We start from the raw sequence: 14,955 nt of genomic DNA on the forward strand, positions 1-14,955 counted from the left end.
CGGACTCCGAGGTTCAGCTGTGGTGGTCGCCGAAGGCCCCGCCCTCGGCGAAGGCCAGCCGGGCGAAGCGTTCGCCGATCCGGCGATGACTTTCGGTGTCCGGGTGCAGATCGTCGGGCAGCGGCAACTCCTCGACGTCGGCCGGGCCGTAGAGCTCCCGGCCGTCGAGATAGTGCAGCCTCGCGTCATCGACTTGCCGCTGGGCGACGATCCGGGCCAGCTCCGCGCGAATGGTCGTGAGGGTGAGTCTTCCGGCGGCGACCTCGGCGGGATCGCCGGTGGCCACGAAGCGCGACTGTCCCGAGGTGAACGCCTCGATATCGAAGGCGCCGGGACCGGGGGTGTCCTCGTGGATGGGACAGGACACCGGTGAGACGACCAGCAAGGGCGTGTCGGGATGTCCGTCGCGGATGGTGTCGAGGAAGCCGTGCACGGCAGGCGGGAAGGCACGCATCCGCATCAGATCGGCGTTGACCAGGTTGATGCCGATCTTGACGCTGATCAGGTCGGCCGGGGTGTCCCGCATGACCCTGGCGGTGAAAGGGTCGAGCAGCGCGTTGCCACTGAACCCCAGATTGATCAGGTCCACCTCGGCGTTCGTGGCGGCGACTGCGGGCCAGCTGCTGCTGGGGGTGGCGGCATTGGCACCCTGGCTGATCGAGCTGCCGTGGTGCAGCCATACCCGGCGCTCGCCGGTTGGTACCGGTTCGACGGGAGCATCGGCACGCAGGGCGACGAGCTCGGTGGTCTCGCGGTGCGGCAACCAGATCTCGACCCTCTTCATCCGCGCGGGTAGCTCGACGAAGCGCAGCGTTCCCGGCCCGCCCGGCTTGGTCTCCGTGGTGCCCGTCGCCAGGTCGATGGCCACGACGTTGCCGCCGTCCACACTGGCCTGGGCGGTGAGCTCGCCGTCGATGCACAGGTCGTACACGCCTGCAGGCCAGGACGGCCCGCCCACATAGAGCTGGGTGGTGCGCAGCGTGGTCAACTCGATGGTGGTGGCCTCGGTGCGAAAGACCAGCCGCACGCCGGACGGCTGCGTCACCGCGTCGGCGAGTAACCCACCCGGACTCTGGGCGACGGCCCACGCGGGTAGTCGTCGCAGTAGGACCCCGGTCGCGGTCTGCTCTAGTTCCAGAGCGCCGTACACGAGCTCCTGGGTGATCGGCACGTTGATCGATGGGTGCATGACTCCGCCCGTTGTGTTCGAGTCCCGATGGGCACGACAGGACCGACGTACCGGACACCGGGGTGCTGGGGAACTGCGGCGGTGCCCAACGGCGTGATCGAAATCCGTGCCTCCGCCTGCGAGGCTACGGAAGATCGCCCGGCCGCCGCGCGGGTCGAGCACGGTCGGATGGCAGCGTGCGACAGGGTGTGCGCTATGCGTGTTCTGTCCAATGCTCTGCGTGATCTCTCGGATCTGGTGTTCCCATCGACCTGCGTGGGTTGTTCGGCAGCGGGCGATTCGCTGTGTCCGGACTGTGTCGCGGAGTTCGGCCCGCCGATGCCGGTGCCGGGCCTGCCGCGATCGGTGTCGGCGCCCTGCTTCGCGTTGGCCCGGTACTCGGGGGCGGCTCGGCAGGCGGTGGTCGCGTACAAGGAGCGCGGCGAGCGGTCGCTCGCCCGACCGCTGGGCCTGCTCGTCGCGGCGGCCCTGCCGTTGTTGTCGTCGGGGTCGTCCGCGCAGGCGGCGTCGGAACCGTGGCTGGTGCCCGCGCCCTCCCGGCCCGCCGTCGCGCGGCGCCGGGGCGGCAACCACGTCGAGCGGCTACTGCGGATCGCGGCGAGGACGGTGGCGGAGAACGGAACGCCCTGCGCGCTGGCGCCGTGTCTGGTGTTGGCCGCCGGGGCGGCGGAGTCGGTCGGGCTCGACGACCGGGAGCGGGCGGCCAATCTGGCGGGGCGGGTGCGTGTCCGACCGGCCGCGTTGCCACCGTCGGGCACCCCGGTGATCCTGGTCGACGACGTGCTGACCACGGGCGCGACCGCAGGCGCCGCGATCACGGCACTCGCCGAGGCGGGCGTGCCGGTCGCCTCGGTCCTGGCATTGACCTCCGCACACCGGGATCGGCGGTAGCACGTCGTCGCCCCTCGCGGGTCGGTGCGTCATTCGATCTTCAACCGAATGGCTGTATCGAGCAAGCGACATTCGGGGGAACTCGAACGGCTTCCGGCTCGTTATCCAGATATGACACGGCCGGACGCGCGCAACTCAGCTCGGATTTCCGAGCCGGGTTTTGTCGCGTTGGGTACCACCCAATCGGGTGATATGAAGATCTTTCGGGGCCGTGTGGCGGGGGTAAAAAGCCCCTGTCAAGCATGGCAATCACGTTCCGTAGCTGCGGTTCGTCCCCCAAGTCGGGTCTGTCATCCAGGTAACAAGCGGGCTAACGTCCAGCGCTACCAGCGTCCGTTCGTTGCCGAACGGCACGGTTGAACAGCGCAGAAGGAGGGGATAAGTACAGCCATCGAGTGATTGATGCCGAGCCCGTCCGGGTGAAGCCAACGCTCGAGCCCAGTGAAGTGTCACTCGCACGACTGCGAGGAGGTCGCGAATGGACATCGTCGTCAAGGGTCGCAACGTAGAGGTGCCCGAGCACTACCGGGCACACGTGGCGGACAAGTTGGATCGCCTCGAACGTTACGACCGCAAGGTCATCAGCTTCGACGTGGAACTCTTCCACGAGCCCAACCCCAGGCAGACGAAGAACTGCCAGCGAGTGGAGATCACCGGCAAGGGCAAGGGGCCGGTCATCCGGGCCGAGGCCACCGCCGCCGACTTCTACGCCGCGTTGGACGGCGCCGTCGCCAAATTGGAGAGCAGACTCCGCCGCGCACACGATCGGCGCAGGGTCCACTACGGGCGACGTAATCCCACATCGGTGGCCGAGGCCACCGCAATCGTTCCCGACGTGCTGCCGGACGCGACCACCGGCCACATCAATGGCAAGCGAGGGAGCACAGCCGTGTTGAAGGCGACCGAAGTCGAGACAGCCGAGCCTCAGCAGGACGACGCCATGCCTGCGCAGCGCTGGCAGGACCTGCCCGCCGCGCACGAGCCCGGCCAGATCGTCCGCGAGAAGGTACATCCCTCCACGCCGATGACCGTCGACCAAGCCCTCTATGAGATGGAGCTGGTCGGCCACGACTTCTACCTCTTCTCCGACGCGGAGAGTGGTCGGCCCAGCGTGGTGTACCGCAGGCGTGGCTTCGACTACGGAGTGATCCAGCTCGCCGCGTGAGCTGCCCGCCTCGGCAGGCGCACCGACCCGCTCCCCGAGGCGATGACGATGCCCCCGATCGACAGGACGCGATGACAAGCGTGTCCGATCGCACCGCCTCCGCCCCGCCGCGCCCGTTCGCGCGGCGGGGCGGAGTGCTGCGGGCGCAGCGATGCCACGCGCCGTACCGGGCGGGTCACCCGTCGGTACCTGGGCGGACGTCGCGAGCGGCTGCCCGACGCGGCTGCACCGACGGCTGTGCGTTCGAGAACGTGTCCGACCACCTTGCATCCCCCGATGGGTGATCGGGCATTCTTAAGGAGGGCATCCGTGTCGAGCGGCCCCGCCGCGAGCTGCATGTATGCCGTCTGCACCCTGTCCATGCCTACGATGGCGGCAAAGCGTCCTGACCGGGCGCATGACGATCAGCTAGTGAGGTCGACCGCATGGTCCTGTCTCGACTGCTCCGCGCCGGCGAGGGCAAGACGCTCAAGCGCCTGCGGGTGATCGCGGCGCACGTCAACTCCCTGGAAGACGACTTCGTCGATCTCACGGACGCCGATCTCCGGGCGAAGACCGACGCGTTCCGCGAACGCCACGCCAAGGGGGAGTCGCTGAACGAGCTGCTTCCCGAAGCATTCGCGGTGGCCAGGGAGGCCGCCAAGCGCACCCTGGGGCAACGCCCCTTCGATGTGCAGATCATGGGTGGTGCCGCACTCCACCTCGGCCAGGTCGCCGAGATGCGCACCGGTGAGGGCAAGACGCTGACCTCGGCGTTGGCCATCTACCTCAACGCCATCCCCGGCGAGGGCGTCCACGTGGTCACCACGAACGACTACCTGGCCAAACGTGACTCCCAGTGGATGGGCCGGGTACACCGCTTCCTGGGACTGAAGGTCGACGTCATCGTCGCGCAGATGACCCCCGCGCAGCGCCGAGAGGCGTATGGCGCGGACATCACCTACGGCACGAACAACGAGTTCGGCTTCGACTACCTGCGTGACAACATGGCCTGGAGCACCAAGGATCTGGTGCAGCGCGGGCACCATTTCGCCGTGGTCGACGAGGTCGACTCGATCCTCATCGACGAGGCCAGGACGCCGCTGATCATCTCCGGTCCCACCGACCAGTCCTCGCGCTGGTACCAGGAGTTCGCCCGGCTCGCGCCGCTGCTCAAGCGCGACGAGCACTACGAGGTGGACGAGCGCAAGCGCACCGTCGGTGTGTCCGAGAAGGGCGTGGAGCTGATCGAGGATCAGCTCGGCATCGACAACCTCTACGAGGCCGCCAACACGCCGCTGGTCGGCTACCTGAACAACGCTCTGAAGGCCAAGGAGCTGTTCAACAAGGACAAGGACTACATCGTCCGAGGCGACGAGGTCGTCATCGTCGACGAGTTCACCGGCCGTGTGCTGTCCGGTCGGCGATACAACGAGGGCATGCACCAGGCCATCGAGGCCAAGGAGCGGGTGCCGATCAAGGCCGAGAACCAGACGCTGGCCACCATCACGCTGCAGAACTACTTCCGGCTGTACGAGAAGCTCGCGGGCATGACCGGTACGGCCCAGACCGAGGCCACCGAGCTGAACCAGATCTACAAGCTGGGTGTGGTCAGCATTCCGACGAACCGGACCGCGGTTCGTAAGGACCAGCCGGACCTCGTCTACAAGACCGAGCAGGCCAAGTTCGACGCGCTCGCCGAGGACATCGAGGAGCGCCACCGCAAGGGCCAGCCGGTCTTGGTCGGTACCACCAGCGTCGAGCGCTCCGAGTACCTGTCGAAGGTGCTCACCAAGATGAGCGTTCCGCACGAGGTGCTCAACGCCAAGCACCACGAGCGGGAGGCGTCGATCATCGCCCGCGCAGGGCTCAAGGGCGCGGTCACGGTGGCCACCAACATGGCCGGTCGTGGTACCGACATCGTGCTCGGCGGCAACCCGGACATCATCGCGGACGAGGAGCTGCGGGCCAGGGGCCTCGACCCGGTGAAGACCCCGGAGGAGTACGAGGCCGCCTGGGACGAGGTCTTGGCCGAGACCAAGTCCACCGTCGAGGCGGAGGCAGCCGAGGTCCGCGACTCCGGCGGCCTCTACGTGCTCGGCACCGAGCGCCATGAGTCCCGCCGTATCGACAACCAGCTTCGTGGTCGTGCCGGTCGACAGGGCGACCCCGGCGAGTCGCGGTTCTACCTCTCCCTCGGCGACGAACTGATGCGGCGCTTCAACGCGTCGATGGTCGAGGCCGTGATGAACCGGCTACGGGTGCCGGAGAACGTGCCGATCGAGCACAAGATGGTCACCAGAGCGATCCTGTCGGCACAGACCCAGGTCGAGCAGCAGAACTTCGAGATTCGTAAGAACGTCTTGAAGTACGACGAGGTGATGAACAAGCAGCGTCAGGTCATCTACGCGGAGCGCCATCGGATCATGGAGGGCGAGGATCTGCGCGAGCAGATCGAGCACATGATGACCGATGTGCTGACCGCCTACGTGACCTCCGCGACCTCCGACGGCGACGTGGAGGACTGGGACCTCGAACAGCTGTGGACAGCGTTGAAGACGCTGTATCCGGTGAGCATCGATCACAAGAAGCTCGTCGACGAGTCGGAGAAGGGACTCACCAAAGACGAGCTGTTGACGGCCGTGCTCGCCGACGCCAGGGAGGCGTACGGCATCCGCGAGGCCGAGATCAACGAGAAGATCGGCCAGGAGAACGGTATGCGCCAGCTGGAGCGGCGGGTGCTGCTCTCGGTGCTGGACCGCAAGTGGCGCGAACACCTCTACGAGATGGACTACCTCAAGGAGGGCATCGGCCTGCGGGCGATGGCCCAGCGCGACCCCGCGATCGAGTACCAGCGCGAGGGTTTCGAGATGTTCTCCGCGATGCTGGAGGCGCTCAAGGAGGAATCCGTCGGCTTCGTGTTCAACATCCCGGTGGAGCCTGCGGGCGGTGCCGCGCAAGCCGCAGGCGCGCCGGACCCCTCGGTGGCCGTCACGGTGGGTGGCTCGGACAACGCCGATCCGGCCTCGGCACCTGCTGGTGGTGCTGCCAGCGCGAACGGCCGGGCCAACACCAACGGTGGCGCCCGCCCGGCGGCCAACCAGAACGGCAACGCTCGCAACGGCAACGGGCGACGTCCGGTTCCGCCGAGGCAGCCCGTTGCGCCTCGTGCGGAGGAGGCCGTGCCGCCCGCCCTGCGTGGCAAGGGCCTCGGCGGCCCCGGCCAGCAGCGCCTCACCTACTCCGGACCGGACGAGGGTGGCGGCGTGGAGACCAGGGGTGGCGGTTCCTCGGGCACGCCCCGGCAGGGCGGCAGCCGTAAGGACCGGCGTGCTGCGGAACGTGCGCAGGCCAAGCGGGACAAGCGGAACTGATCGGCTAGTTCTCAGGCGGCGGGGCAGGCGGTAGCGCCTGCCCCGCCGATCTGTCGGTGGCACCGATCCGAATCGATGGGTGATCCGCAGGTTGGGCTCGCTCGGGGCGGTACCGTGCGGCGCCCTACCGAGGCCGCCGACCGTCTTGCGCGACGGGCCGCCCTCTTCCGAGCCCGGTCAGTGGGGGTAGTTGGAGTTCGGTGCCCAGCCAGCGTGCACCGCGTAGTTCGAGCCGCAGTGCGATCGCTGCGACGCGATCCCGGATTCGAACGGGCGCGGTCGCCTCGATCGCCCGCTCGCCGACCTGTTGGGCATGAACCCGAAGCAGCCTGCTCGGCGGGATACGGCCCGGTGCGTGCCCGACCCGTGGCGTGATCCGACCGTGTAGCTCGGGGATCAGCAGCCTGCCGAGCTGTGCCCGGGACCGCCTGCCGTCGAGGATCTCCACCAGCGCATGCAGGGTCTGTCTGGCGATGCGATGCGCCGACGGGCGGTGTCGATCGGACGGGTCCGGCGCCGCACTCCGGGAAACGGAACGCGGCGTGACCTCGATGGGCGGCGCCGACCCACCCGTCACCTCGGCAAGCCTGCGCAGCATCGGGCGTGGGACCGACTCGGGCCTCGCCCCGTCGACATCGAGCCCGGCGGTCTCGAAGGCCACCGCCGAGCGCGCCGCGGCCGTTCTCGCCGCGACCTCCGGACCGGGCGGTGGGTCCGGACACCCGGCCGTGGACACCGGATCCTGCAGCACGAGCCCGGCGAACACCGGCCGCCACAGCTCGGCGGTGTCCTCGGAACAGAGCAGCGCGGTCATCGTCTTCCTCCCGGCGGGGACAGCGGTCGGGGAGTAGAGCGACCAAGCCGGTGGATCCGTACCGATTCCGCCGAATATCACCTGGATGTGTCGCCGCCGAGTAATTCCTAGACTGGCGGGCGTGACCCTTTCAGGACTGGTCGTCGACTTCTTCGGGGTGCTCACCGACGTCGACGGGATCCCCGATCGCGAACCACCGCTGATATCGGTCGTGCGTGCCGCCCGCGCCAGTGGGCTGCGTACCGCTCTGTTGTCCAACGCCGAGGGCGCGCCGGACGACGAGATGTTGGCAGGCTTGTTCGACGCGATGGTCGTCTCCGGCGAGGTCGGCCTGTTCAAGCCGGACCCGGAGATCTACCGGTTCGCCGCCAAACGCCTGGACCTGCCGACCGGCGCCTGCGTCTTCGTCGACGACCTGCCGACCAACGTCGAGGGCGCCGTCCGGGCGGGCATGGTCGGCGTGCACCACCGGACGGTCCAGGCCACCGTCGAGGAACTCGCCGTGTTGTTCGACCGGGACTTCTCCGCCGAACCGACCGGGTGAGCCCGGCTCCCGCAGGCCGGCGTCCGACCCGCGCGGCCGTTCTCAGGCGCCCGCCGCCAGCCGCCTGCGCGTCAGCTCGAAGGTGAGTACCGCCGCCGCGCTGGCGACGTTCAGCGATTCGACGCCGCCTGCCAGCGGGATCGAGACCCGGCCCATCACCGATTCGGCGACCTCGTCGGAGACACCATCGGTCTCGCCGCCCAACACGAACGCCACCCGCCGAGGCAACTCGACGTCGAAGAGTGTCGTCTCGCCGTCGGCTGCCATCGCGAAGAGCGAGAAACCGGCCTCGATCAGTTCCTCCGCCGCGCTCGCCGCCGTCGCCGCCCGCAGAATCGGCGCCCGGAACGCCACGCCCGCCGAGGCCTTCACCACCAGCGGGTCGATGGAGGCCACGCCGCGTCGGGGCACCACGACCCCGCCGATCCCCGCTGCGGTGGCGGTGCGCAGAATCATGCCGACGTTGGCCGGGGTGGTGATGCCGTCCAGCAGCAGCAGCGTCTCGGGCATATCCCGAGGTGAGGACAGTGCGGCGGTCAGCGTGCGCATCCTCGGCGCGACCACATCGGCCAACACACCCTGATCGTGTCTGCCGTTGCCTGCCAGCACCTTCACCCGCTGAGCGGTGGCCCGCTGCACGGCGACCCCTCGACTCCTCGCGGCCTGGATGATCTCCCTGGCGACCGCCCCGACGGCGTTCTCGGCCAGAATCACCTTGTCCACGGCCAGATCGGGGTCCTGCAGGGCTTCGAGCACGGGCTTTCGTCCGTAGACCGTGACGAACCGGTCCTTCGGAGAGACATCGTTGGGCACGACGAGCAGGATCGCACGACCGTAGGTGTGTCAGGATTCGTCCATGCCGGATCGACTCTCCGCCCTGGATGCGTCCTTCCTCTATCTGGAGGATCCGACTACTCCCATGCACGTCGGCACGGTGTTGCTCTTCCAGCAGCCCCGGTCGACGAACCGCAGGCCCCCGGGTCGGGCGCGTGCCGCCGAGGACGTCGGGCGGATCGGCGGTCTGGAGTACGGGCGGATCGCCGCGTTGATCGAGCAGCGGCTGCCGCTGGCCCCCCGGTATCGGCAGAAGGTCGTCCAGGTTCCCGGAATGCTGGCGCGGCCGGTGTGGGTCGACGATCCCGACTTCGATCTGGACTACCACCTGCGCCGTTCCGCACTGCCTCGGCCGGGCAACGACGCCCAGCTCGCGGACCTGGTCGCCCGCCTGATGTCCCGGCCACTGGATCATTCCCGTCCGTTGTGGGAGGCGTATGTCGTCGAGGGGCTGAGCCGGAACCGCGTCGCGCTCATCACCAAGACGCACAACGCGATGGTCGACGGCATCGGCGGCTTCGACATCGGCCAGGTGATCCTGGACGACGAGCCGACCGCGCCCCGCGTCGGCGACGACCTGTGGATGCCGGAACCGGGACCCAACCCACTGCAACTCGTGCTCGACGCGGCGAGCGAGGCCGTGCGCAGACCGGGCGAGATCGTGGAGAACGCGCGAGTCGCCGCGATGGACGTGGCGGCCACGGTCCGCAACGTCGCGGAGGCCCTTGGCGGAGTCGCCTCGGCGGTCCGCACCGCCGCGCGGCCGACCACGCGGGGCCCGCTCAACGTGAGCATCTCCGTGCAACGTCGGTTCGCGGTGACCAGGACGCGGTTGGCGGACTATCGGAAGGTGCGACGAGCCCATGGCGGGACGGTGAACGACGTCATCCTGGCGGTGATCGCGGGCGCCTTGCGTAATTGGCTGCTGTCGCGGGGCGAGGTGGTCACGGCGGCGAGCACCATCCGGGCGATGGTGCCGGTGTCGGTTCGCGGTTCCGGTGCGGGGGAGCCACCCGAGGCGGAGGAGCTCGCCGGGCCGGTGGCGGGGAACAAGGTGTCCGCCTATCTCGTTGAACTGCCGGTGGGGGAGCCGAGCGCGACACTGCGATTGCATCACGTCGGTCATGCGATGCGTGCGCATCAGGAATCGGGCCAGTCGGTGGCCGCCAGTGCGCTGGTCCGCCTCTCCGGGTTCGCCCCGCCGACGCTGCATGCCCTCGGGGCGCGCGCCGCGAACTCATTCTCGCGCAGACTGTTCAATGTGGTGGTCAGCAACGTTCCCGGACCACAGGTGCCGTTGTACGCGGCAGGGACGAAGATGGTGGGGATGTTCCCGGTGGTGCCGCTGGCCAAGCACCAGGCCCTGTCCATCGGGGTGGGTTCCTACGACGGCGGCGTTTACTTCGGGCTCAACGGCGATCGGAATGCGATGTTCGACGTGGACGTGTTGGCGGGGATGATCGACGAATCCCTCGATGAGCTGTTGGGGACGGTGTGATGCGGATCTACGTTCCGGCGACGGTGGCGATGCTGCGGTCGCTGTTGGCCACCGATGAGCTGGTGCCGGTGAGCGGCACGGCCTTCGCGCTGACGCCGATGTTGCGTGAGTCCTATGCGACCGGCAGTACCGAGGAACTCGAGTACGCCGCATTGATGGAGGCCACCAGGGGCTCGGTCCGGCTGCTGGCCGCCGAGTTCGCCGAGGACCCGAAGGTGCCCGCGCGCCGGGTGGTGGTCGCAGCCGACGTGGACGAGGTGACGCTGCGGCCGGATCTCGATGCCGCGGTGGTGCGGGTCGGCGGGCCGGTGCCGTTGCGTGCCATCGCCGCGGTGCACGTCGACGATCCGGATGCCGAGGACGCCGTCCGCGCCGCCGCCGAGGTGATCGACGCGGCCGATCTGGGCGACGACGATGCCGAGTTCGCCCTCGGCGAGGCCGAGGATCACGAGCTGGCCTGGTACGCGGTGCAAGAGGTGCCGTTCCTCCTCGAACTGATGTGATGCGCTGGTCGGTCACCTTGGGTAGGTGCGGACATCCGGGCGGTGACCGACGAGCGAGTGGGTCCTGCGCTGCAACGATGCAGTGCGCGGACGCGGGGCCGACGCAGGCGGAGACCTGGCTGAGCTCGTGCCAGGATGGGGCGGGCGTTCGTGGCCGTACCCCGGTCGGACGCCCGCCGACCCTGTACGCCGCCGTACCGACGCCCGAGGAGACGACCCCGCTCATGGACGCCGTGACATCCCCGCCCAGCCCGCGAAACGAGCCGGTGCAGTCCTACGCTCCCGGTTCCGCAGAGCGCGAGTCGCTGCTGCGCCGAATCGCCGAGTTGGAGAGCACCAACCACGACCTCACCCAGACCATCGGTGGTCGCCGGGTGATGGCGGGCGGTGCGAGTTTCGACGTCGTCCAGCCGCACGACCACGGTCATGTGCTCGGCGTGAGTGCGCAGTCGACCCCGGAGGACGTCGGGGCGGCCGTGCAGTCCGCCAAGGACGCGAGCGCGGACTGGGCTGCGTTGCCCTTCGACGAGCGGGCCGCCGTGTTGTTGCGGGCCGCCGACCTGATCGCAGGCCCGTGGCGGGACACGATCAACGCCGCCACCATGCTCGGTCAGTCGAAGTCGGTCCAGCAGTCCGAGATCGACGCCGCCTGTGAGCTGATCGACTTCCTGCGATTCAACGTCGACTACGCCCGGCGGATCATCGCCGAGCAGCCCTCGTCGGTGCCCGGCGCGTGGAACCGCATGGAGTACCGGCCGTTGGACGGCTTCGTCACCGCCATCACGCCCTTCAACTTCACCGCGATCGCGGGCAACCTGCCCACGGCGCCCGCGCTGATGGGCAACACCGTGGTGTGGAAGCCGACCCCGACGCAGCAGCTCGCCGCGCACTTCACCATGCAGGCCTTCGAGGCCGCGGGTCTGCCGCCCGGCGTGATCAACATGGTCACCGGCGACGGCAAGGCCGTCAGCGAGGTCGCGCTGACCGATCCCGACTTCGCGGGACTGCACTTCACCGGGTCGACCGCCACCTTCAAGCTGCTGTGGCGCACGATCGGCGAGAACCTGGACCGCTACCGGAGCTACCCCAGGATCGTCGGCGAGACCGGCGGCAAGGACTTCGTCGTCGTACACCCGTCGGCGGACCCGGCGCCGATCGTCACTGCGCTGGTGCGGGCCGCCTTCGAGTACCAGGGGCAGAAGTGCTCGGCGGCCTCGCGGGCCTACCTGCCTCGTTCGCTGTGGGAGGGCGGCCTGCGCGAGGAGCTGGCCGATGTCACCAAGACCATCTCCTACGGCGACGTCACCGACCTCAAGCACTTCGGTGGTGCGGTCATCGACGCCAGGGCGTTCGCCAAGCACAAGGCGGCCCTGGACCGCGCTGCGGCCTCATCGACGCTGGAGGTGTTGGCAGGCGGCGGTTACGACGATTCCACGGGTTACTTCGTCGAGCCGACCGTGCTGGTCGGGACCGACCCGACCGACGAGGTGTTCACCACCGAGTACTTCGGGCCGATCCTGGCGATCTCGGTCTACGAGGACGCCGACTACTCGCAGGTGTTGGCCCAGGTCGACGCGGCGAGCCCGTACGCCCTGACCGGCGCGGTGTTCGCCACCGACCGCGCGGCGATCGAGGAGGCACACCGGGCGCTGCGGTTCGCGGCGGGCAACTTCTACGTCAATGACCGGCCGACCGGTTCGGTCGTCGGCCAGCAGCCGTTCGGCGGTTCGCGGGCGTCGGGCACCAACGACAAGGCCGGTTCGATGTTCAACCTGTTGCGTTGGACCAGCCCGAGGTCGATCAAGGAGACCTTCGTGGCGCCGACCGACCACCGTTACCCGCACATGGGCTGACGCACAGCGCGCAATGGCGGGGCGGTCGCCGGGAACCTCACGGGTTGTCCGGAGTCCGCCCCGCACCCGTCGGTGCTGGTCTAGGCTCACCGGCGATGTCGGAGTCGACGTGGTGGACGCAGGGTGGGAGTTCGGTGAGACGACGCAGCACGACGATCCTGTCCGTTCTGGCGGTCGCGACCACTCTGACGGCCTGCTCCGATGCCGAACCCAGCGCGCACGACGACGTCGCCTCGTTGTCGTCGGCGACCAGGGAGGCGATGGCGGATGCGGGTTCGGCCCGACTGGAGTTCGCGTTCTCCACGGGCGATGAGCCCACGAGCACGGGTCGGTGTCTGACCACGGTGCCGGACTCGGCCGACGAGTCGGCCGGTACCGATTTCGACTTCGACTGTGTCTTCGCCGGGCACGGCCGGGAATCCCGATTCATCGCCGCGAACGACTTCCTCTATGTCGAGGTGCCGCCCGACCAGCTCGAAGCCGATCAACGTCCCTGGTTACGAGTGGACCCGACCACCGCCGACCCGCTGGGAGCACAGTTCGGCGGGCTGCATCAACAGGCGGCCCGCTCGGCCTCGCTGGCCGATGCGCTGCCTGCCGCCGCCGAGATCACCGCCGCCGAGCCGGACACCGTGGGCGATGTGGCCGTCTACCGGTACGAACTGAGCATCGACGTGGCCGAGGCACTGGAGGCCGACACGGACGAGGTCGGCGCGGCGGCGTACGAGGCGTTGTCCGCCGCCGGGGTGACCACGGTGCAGGCCGAGGTGTGGGTCGATGCCGACGATCTGCCGCTACGGCAGGCCGTGGAGTTCGAGATGCCCGAGGCAGGCCTGGTGCGGACCGAGACCGATTTCAGTCTCTGGGGCGAGGCACACGAGGTCGAGGTGCCACCCTCGGATCAACTGTCCGAGCGGGTGCCCACCGGCTGAGCGCCATCCGGTGACGGCAGGTCGGGTTCGGCCGCCGGTTCTGCCGTCCGGGGCGAGATCCGCCGCCCCTCGAAAGCGAGACCGTTATCGGTGCGTCGAATGGACTCTGACTCCATAGCGGCGATGAATTCCAGCGAATAGCCGAGGGAATGCGACACGGCGGTGTCTCGGTCCCAGCGAAGCGGTGAATTCACGCGGCACGCTTTTACCCTCCGGAGTTGGGCGTTCATCAAATCAGGCGACGCGGCGGAACGCTAATGCGAGCGCCGGGCAATCGCCGTTTCTCACGCGAACGGGCGCCCATGGCATAGGCCACGGACGCCCGTTCGGTCGCGGAGATCTGAGTATTCTTCTGGCCCGGATCAGCCGGCAGGCAGCTCGCCGACCTCGTCCTCCGGCGGTGCGTCGATTTCCACCGACTCGCCCCAACCGGTGTAGTCGATGGTGATGACCGCCGCGTCGAAGTTCCCGGTGATACCGGGCTGGTTGATCACGAACCGCACCGGCACGTTGTCGGACTTGTCGAGCCAGATCTGATAATCGATCGACTCCAGTCCGTTGTCCACCGCGGTCTGCAGTCGCTGCTTCTCCAGCTCGTGCTGGGTGGTCTGGGCCATCTTCGCGATGTCCAGGTGCAGGTCGTATCGGGTGGTCTCGACCCCGTCGAGGTCCTCGTCACCGGTGTCGGTGATCTCGGCGGCCTCGGCCTGCTCGTTGAGCTGGCTCGTGGGGTCGGCGGCGTCGACCAGCTGCTGCGCGACCATCGCGAAGGCCTGGTTGACCTCGCCTTCCTGCTCCTGGGAGGGGTCGATCCGCACCCATGGCTTGTCGCCGGGGGTGACGTCGCCCAGGTTCAGATAGACGACCTTGTCGATGGCGGCCAACGAGATCTGCTGGTGCTCCTCGGCCTCTCCGATGGCCAGCTCGACGGTGAGCGAGATGTCCGCGCCGTCGTCGGTGTAGCGAATCTGCCCGTCGCCGGAGCCGAAGCCCTCCTCCGAGGAGGAGATAGTGAAGTGCGCGGACCCCTTCTGACGTGCGCTGTCGTTCATCGAGCTGAAGAGTTGCTGCGGGGACACCTCGCCAGGAGCGGTGCTGCTCTCCGGTGCACCCGATTCGGAACCGGTTTCCTCAGTCTGCTCGGCACCCCCCGTGCCCATATTCGTGTCGGGACCCTCGGGCGTGTAGTCCGAGCCGTCGCCCCCGCACGCGCCTGCGACTGTCACCAGCCCCAGGGTGATTGCCGCGATCGTCGTTCTCCGCACCCTCATCTCTCCATTCGACTAGGGGATGATCGAGATCGATCCGTCCCGTCGCCACGCAACGACGCGGGTCAGTAGACGTATCGCCCGGTTTCCCGGCCTCAATATCGAAAGGGT

At 68.4% G+C, this 14,955-nt stretch carries 12 protein-coding genes; 8 read left to right on the forward strand and 4 right to left on the reverse strand.

Translation table 11 applies throughout. The features are described from left to right. Nucleotides 1–13 precede the first annotated feature (13 nt). Nucleotides 14–1,189, reverse strand: a complete 1,176-nt coding sequence (locus BKA25_RS03960; protein WP_069852035.1) for an SGNH/GDSL hydrolase family protein — start codon at nt 1,187–1,189, stop codon at nt 14–16. Nucleotides 1,190–1,384: 195 nt separating this feature from the next. Between BKA25_RS03960 and BKA25_RS03965 the strand changes: the two genes are divergently transcribed. From BKA25_RS03965 to secA, 3 genes are all read left to right on the forward strand, one after another. After that, a complete protein-coding gene (locus BKA25_RS03965; RefSeq protein WP_069852033.1) occupies nt 1,385–2,080 on the forward strand; it encodes a ComF family protein in 696 nt (231 codons plus the stop codon). Between the two features lie 478 nt (nt 2,081–2,558). Then, nucleotides 2,559–3,245 carry a ribosome hibernation-promoting factor, HPF/YfiA family gene (gene hpf, locus BKA25_RS03970; protein WP_069852031.1) on the forward strand — a complete coding sequence of 229 codons (687 nt, stop codon included), beginning with the start codon at nt 2,559–2,561 and terminating at the stop codon, nt 3,243–3,245. A gap of 425 nt (nt 3,246–3,670) precedes the next feature. Continuing rightward, entirely contained in the window at nt 3,671–6,598 is a 2,928-nt protein-coding gene (gene secA, locus BKA25_RS03975) for a preprotein translocase subunit SecA (protein ID WP_069852029.1), read from the forward strand. Between the two features lie 124 nt (nt 6,599–6,722). Here the strand turns inward: secA and BKA25_RS03980 are convergent, their stop codons facing one another. Next, complete coding sequence (locus BKA25_RS03980; RefSeq protein WP_069852027.1) at nt 6,723–7,412, reverse strand: Rv3235 family protein; 690 nt, start codon at nt 7,410–7,412, stop codon at nt 6,723–6,725. Between the two features lie 121 nt (nt 7,413–7,533). Here BKA25_RS03980 and BKA25_RS03985 point away from each other — a divergent pair, with 121 nt between their 5' ends. Continuing rightward, nucleotides 7,534–7,956 carry an HAD-IA family hydrolase gene (locus BKA25_RS03985; protein ID WP_236750380.1) on the forward strand — a complete coding sequence of 141 codons (423 nt, stop codon included), beginning with the start codon at nt 7,534–7,536 and terminating at the stop codon, nt 7,954–7,956. A 42-nt stretch (nt 7,957–7,998) separates the two neighbouring features. Here BKA25_RS03985 and BKA25_RS03990 read toward each other — a convergent pair whose 3' ends face one another. Then, nucleotides 7,999–8,778, reverse strand: a complete 780-nt coding sequence (locus BKA25_RS03990; RefSeq protein WP_069852023.1) for a TrmH family RNA methyltransferase — start codon at nt 8,776–8,778, stop codon at nt 7,999–8,001. A gap of 34 nt (nt 8,779–8,812) precedes the next feature. On the opposite strand from BKA25_RS03990, the gene BKA25_RS03995 reads away from it, so the two are divergent. The 4 genes from BKA25_RS03995 (at nt 8,813) to BKA25_RS04010 (ending at nt 13,576) form a co-directional block, all read left to right on the forward strand. Next, nucleotides 8,813–10,288 carry a WS/DGAT/MGAT family O-acyltransferase gene (locus BKA25_RS03995; RefSeq protein ID WP_069852021.1) on the forward strand — a complete coding sequence of 492 codons (1,476 nt, stop codon included), beginning with the start codon at nt 8,813–8,815 and terminating at the stop codon, nt 10,286–10,288. After that, nucleotides 10,288–10,791 (forward strand): DUF6912 family protein, encoded by a 504-nt coding sequence (locus BKA25_RS04000; protein WP_069852019.1) that lies wholly within the window; start codon nt 10,288–10,290, stop codon nt 10,789–10,791. Before BKA25_RS03995 ends, BKA25_RS04000 begins: the two co-directional genes overlap by 1 nt. 224 nt (nt 10,792–11,015) lie before the next feature. Then, nucleotides 11,016–12,644: an L-glutamate gamma-semialdehyde dehydrogenase gene (pruA, locus tag BKA25_RS04005; RefSeq protein WP_069854052.1), complete on the forward strand. Its 1,629-nt coding sequence runs from the start codon at nt 11,016–11,018 to the stop codon at nt 12,642–12,644. Between the two features lie 95 nt (nt 12,645–12,739). Continuing rightward, entirely contained in the window at nt 12,740–13,576 is an 837-nt protein-coding gene (locus BKA25_RS04010; protein ID WP_157421265.1) for an SCO4651 family lipoprotein, read from the forward strand. A gap of 362 nt (nt 13,577–13,938) precedes the next feature. Here the strand turns inward: BKA25_RS04010 and BKA25_RS04015 are convergent, their stop codons facing one another. Then, on the reverse strand, nt 13,939–14,841 hold the full coding sequence (locus BKA25_RS04015) for an SCO4651 family lipoprotein (protein ID WP_157421264.1): 903 nt from the start codon (nt 14,839–14,841) through the stop codon (nt 13,939–13,941). Between the last annotated feature and the right edge of the window lie 114 nt (nt 14,842–14,955).

Source organism: Actinoalloteichus hymeniacidonis (assembly GCF_014203365.1).
Taxonomy (GTDB): Bacteria; Actinomycetota; Actinomycetes; order Mycobacteriales; family Pseudonocardiaceae; genus Actinoalloteichus_A; species Actinoalloteichus_A hymeniacidonis.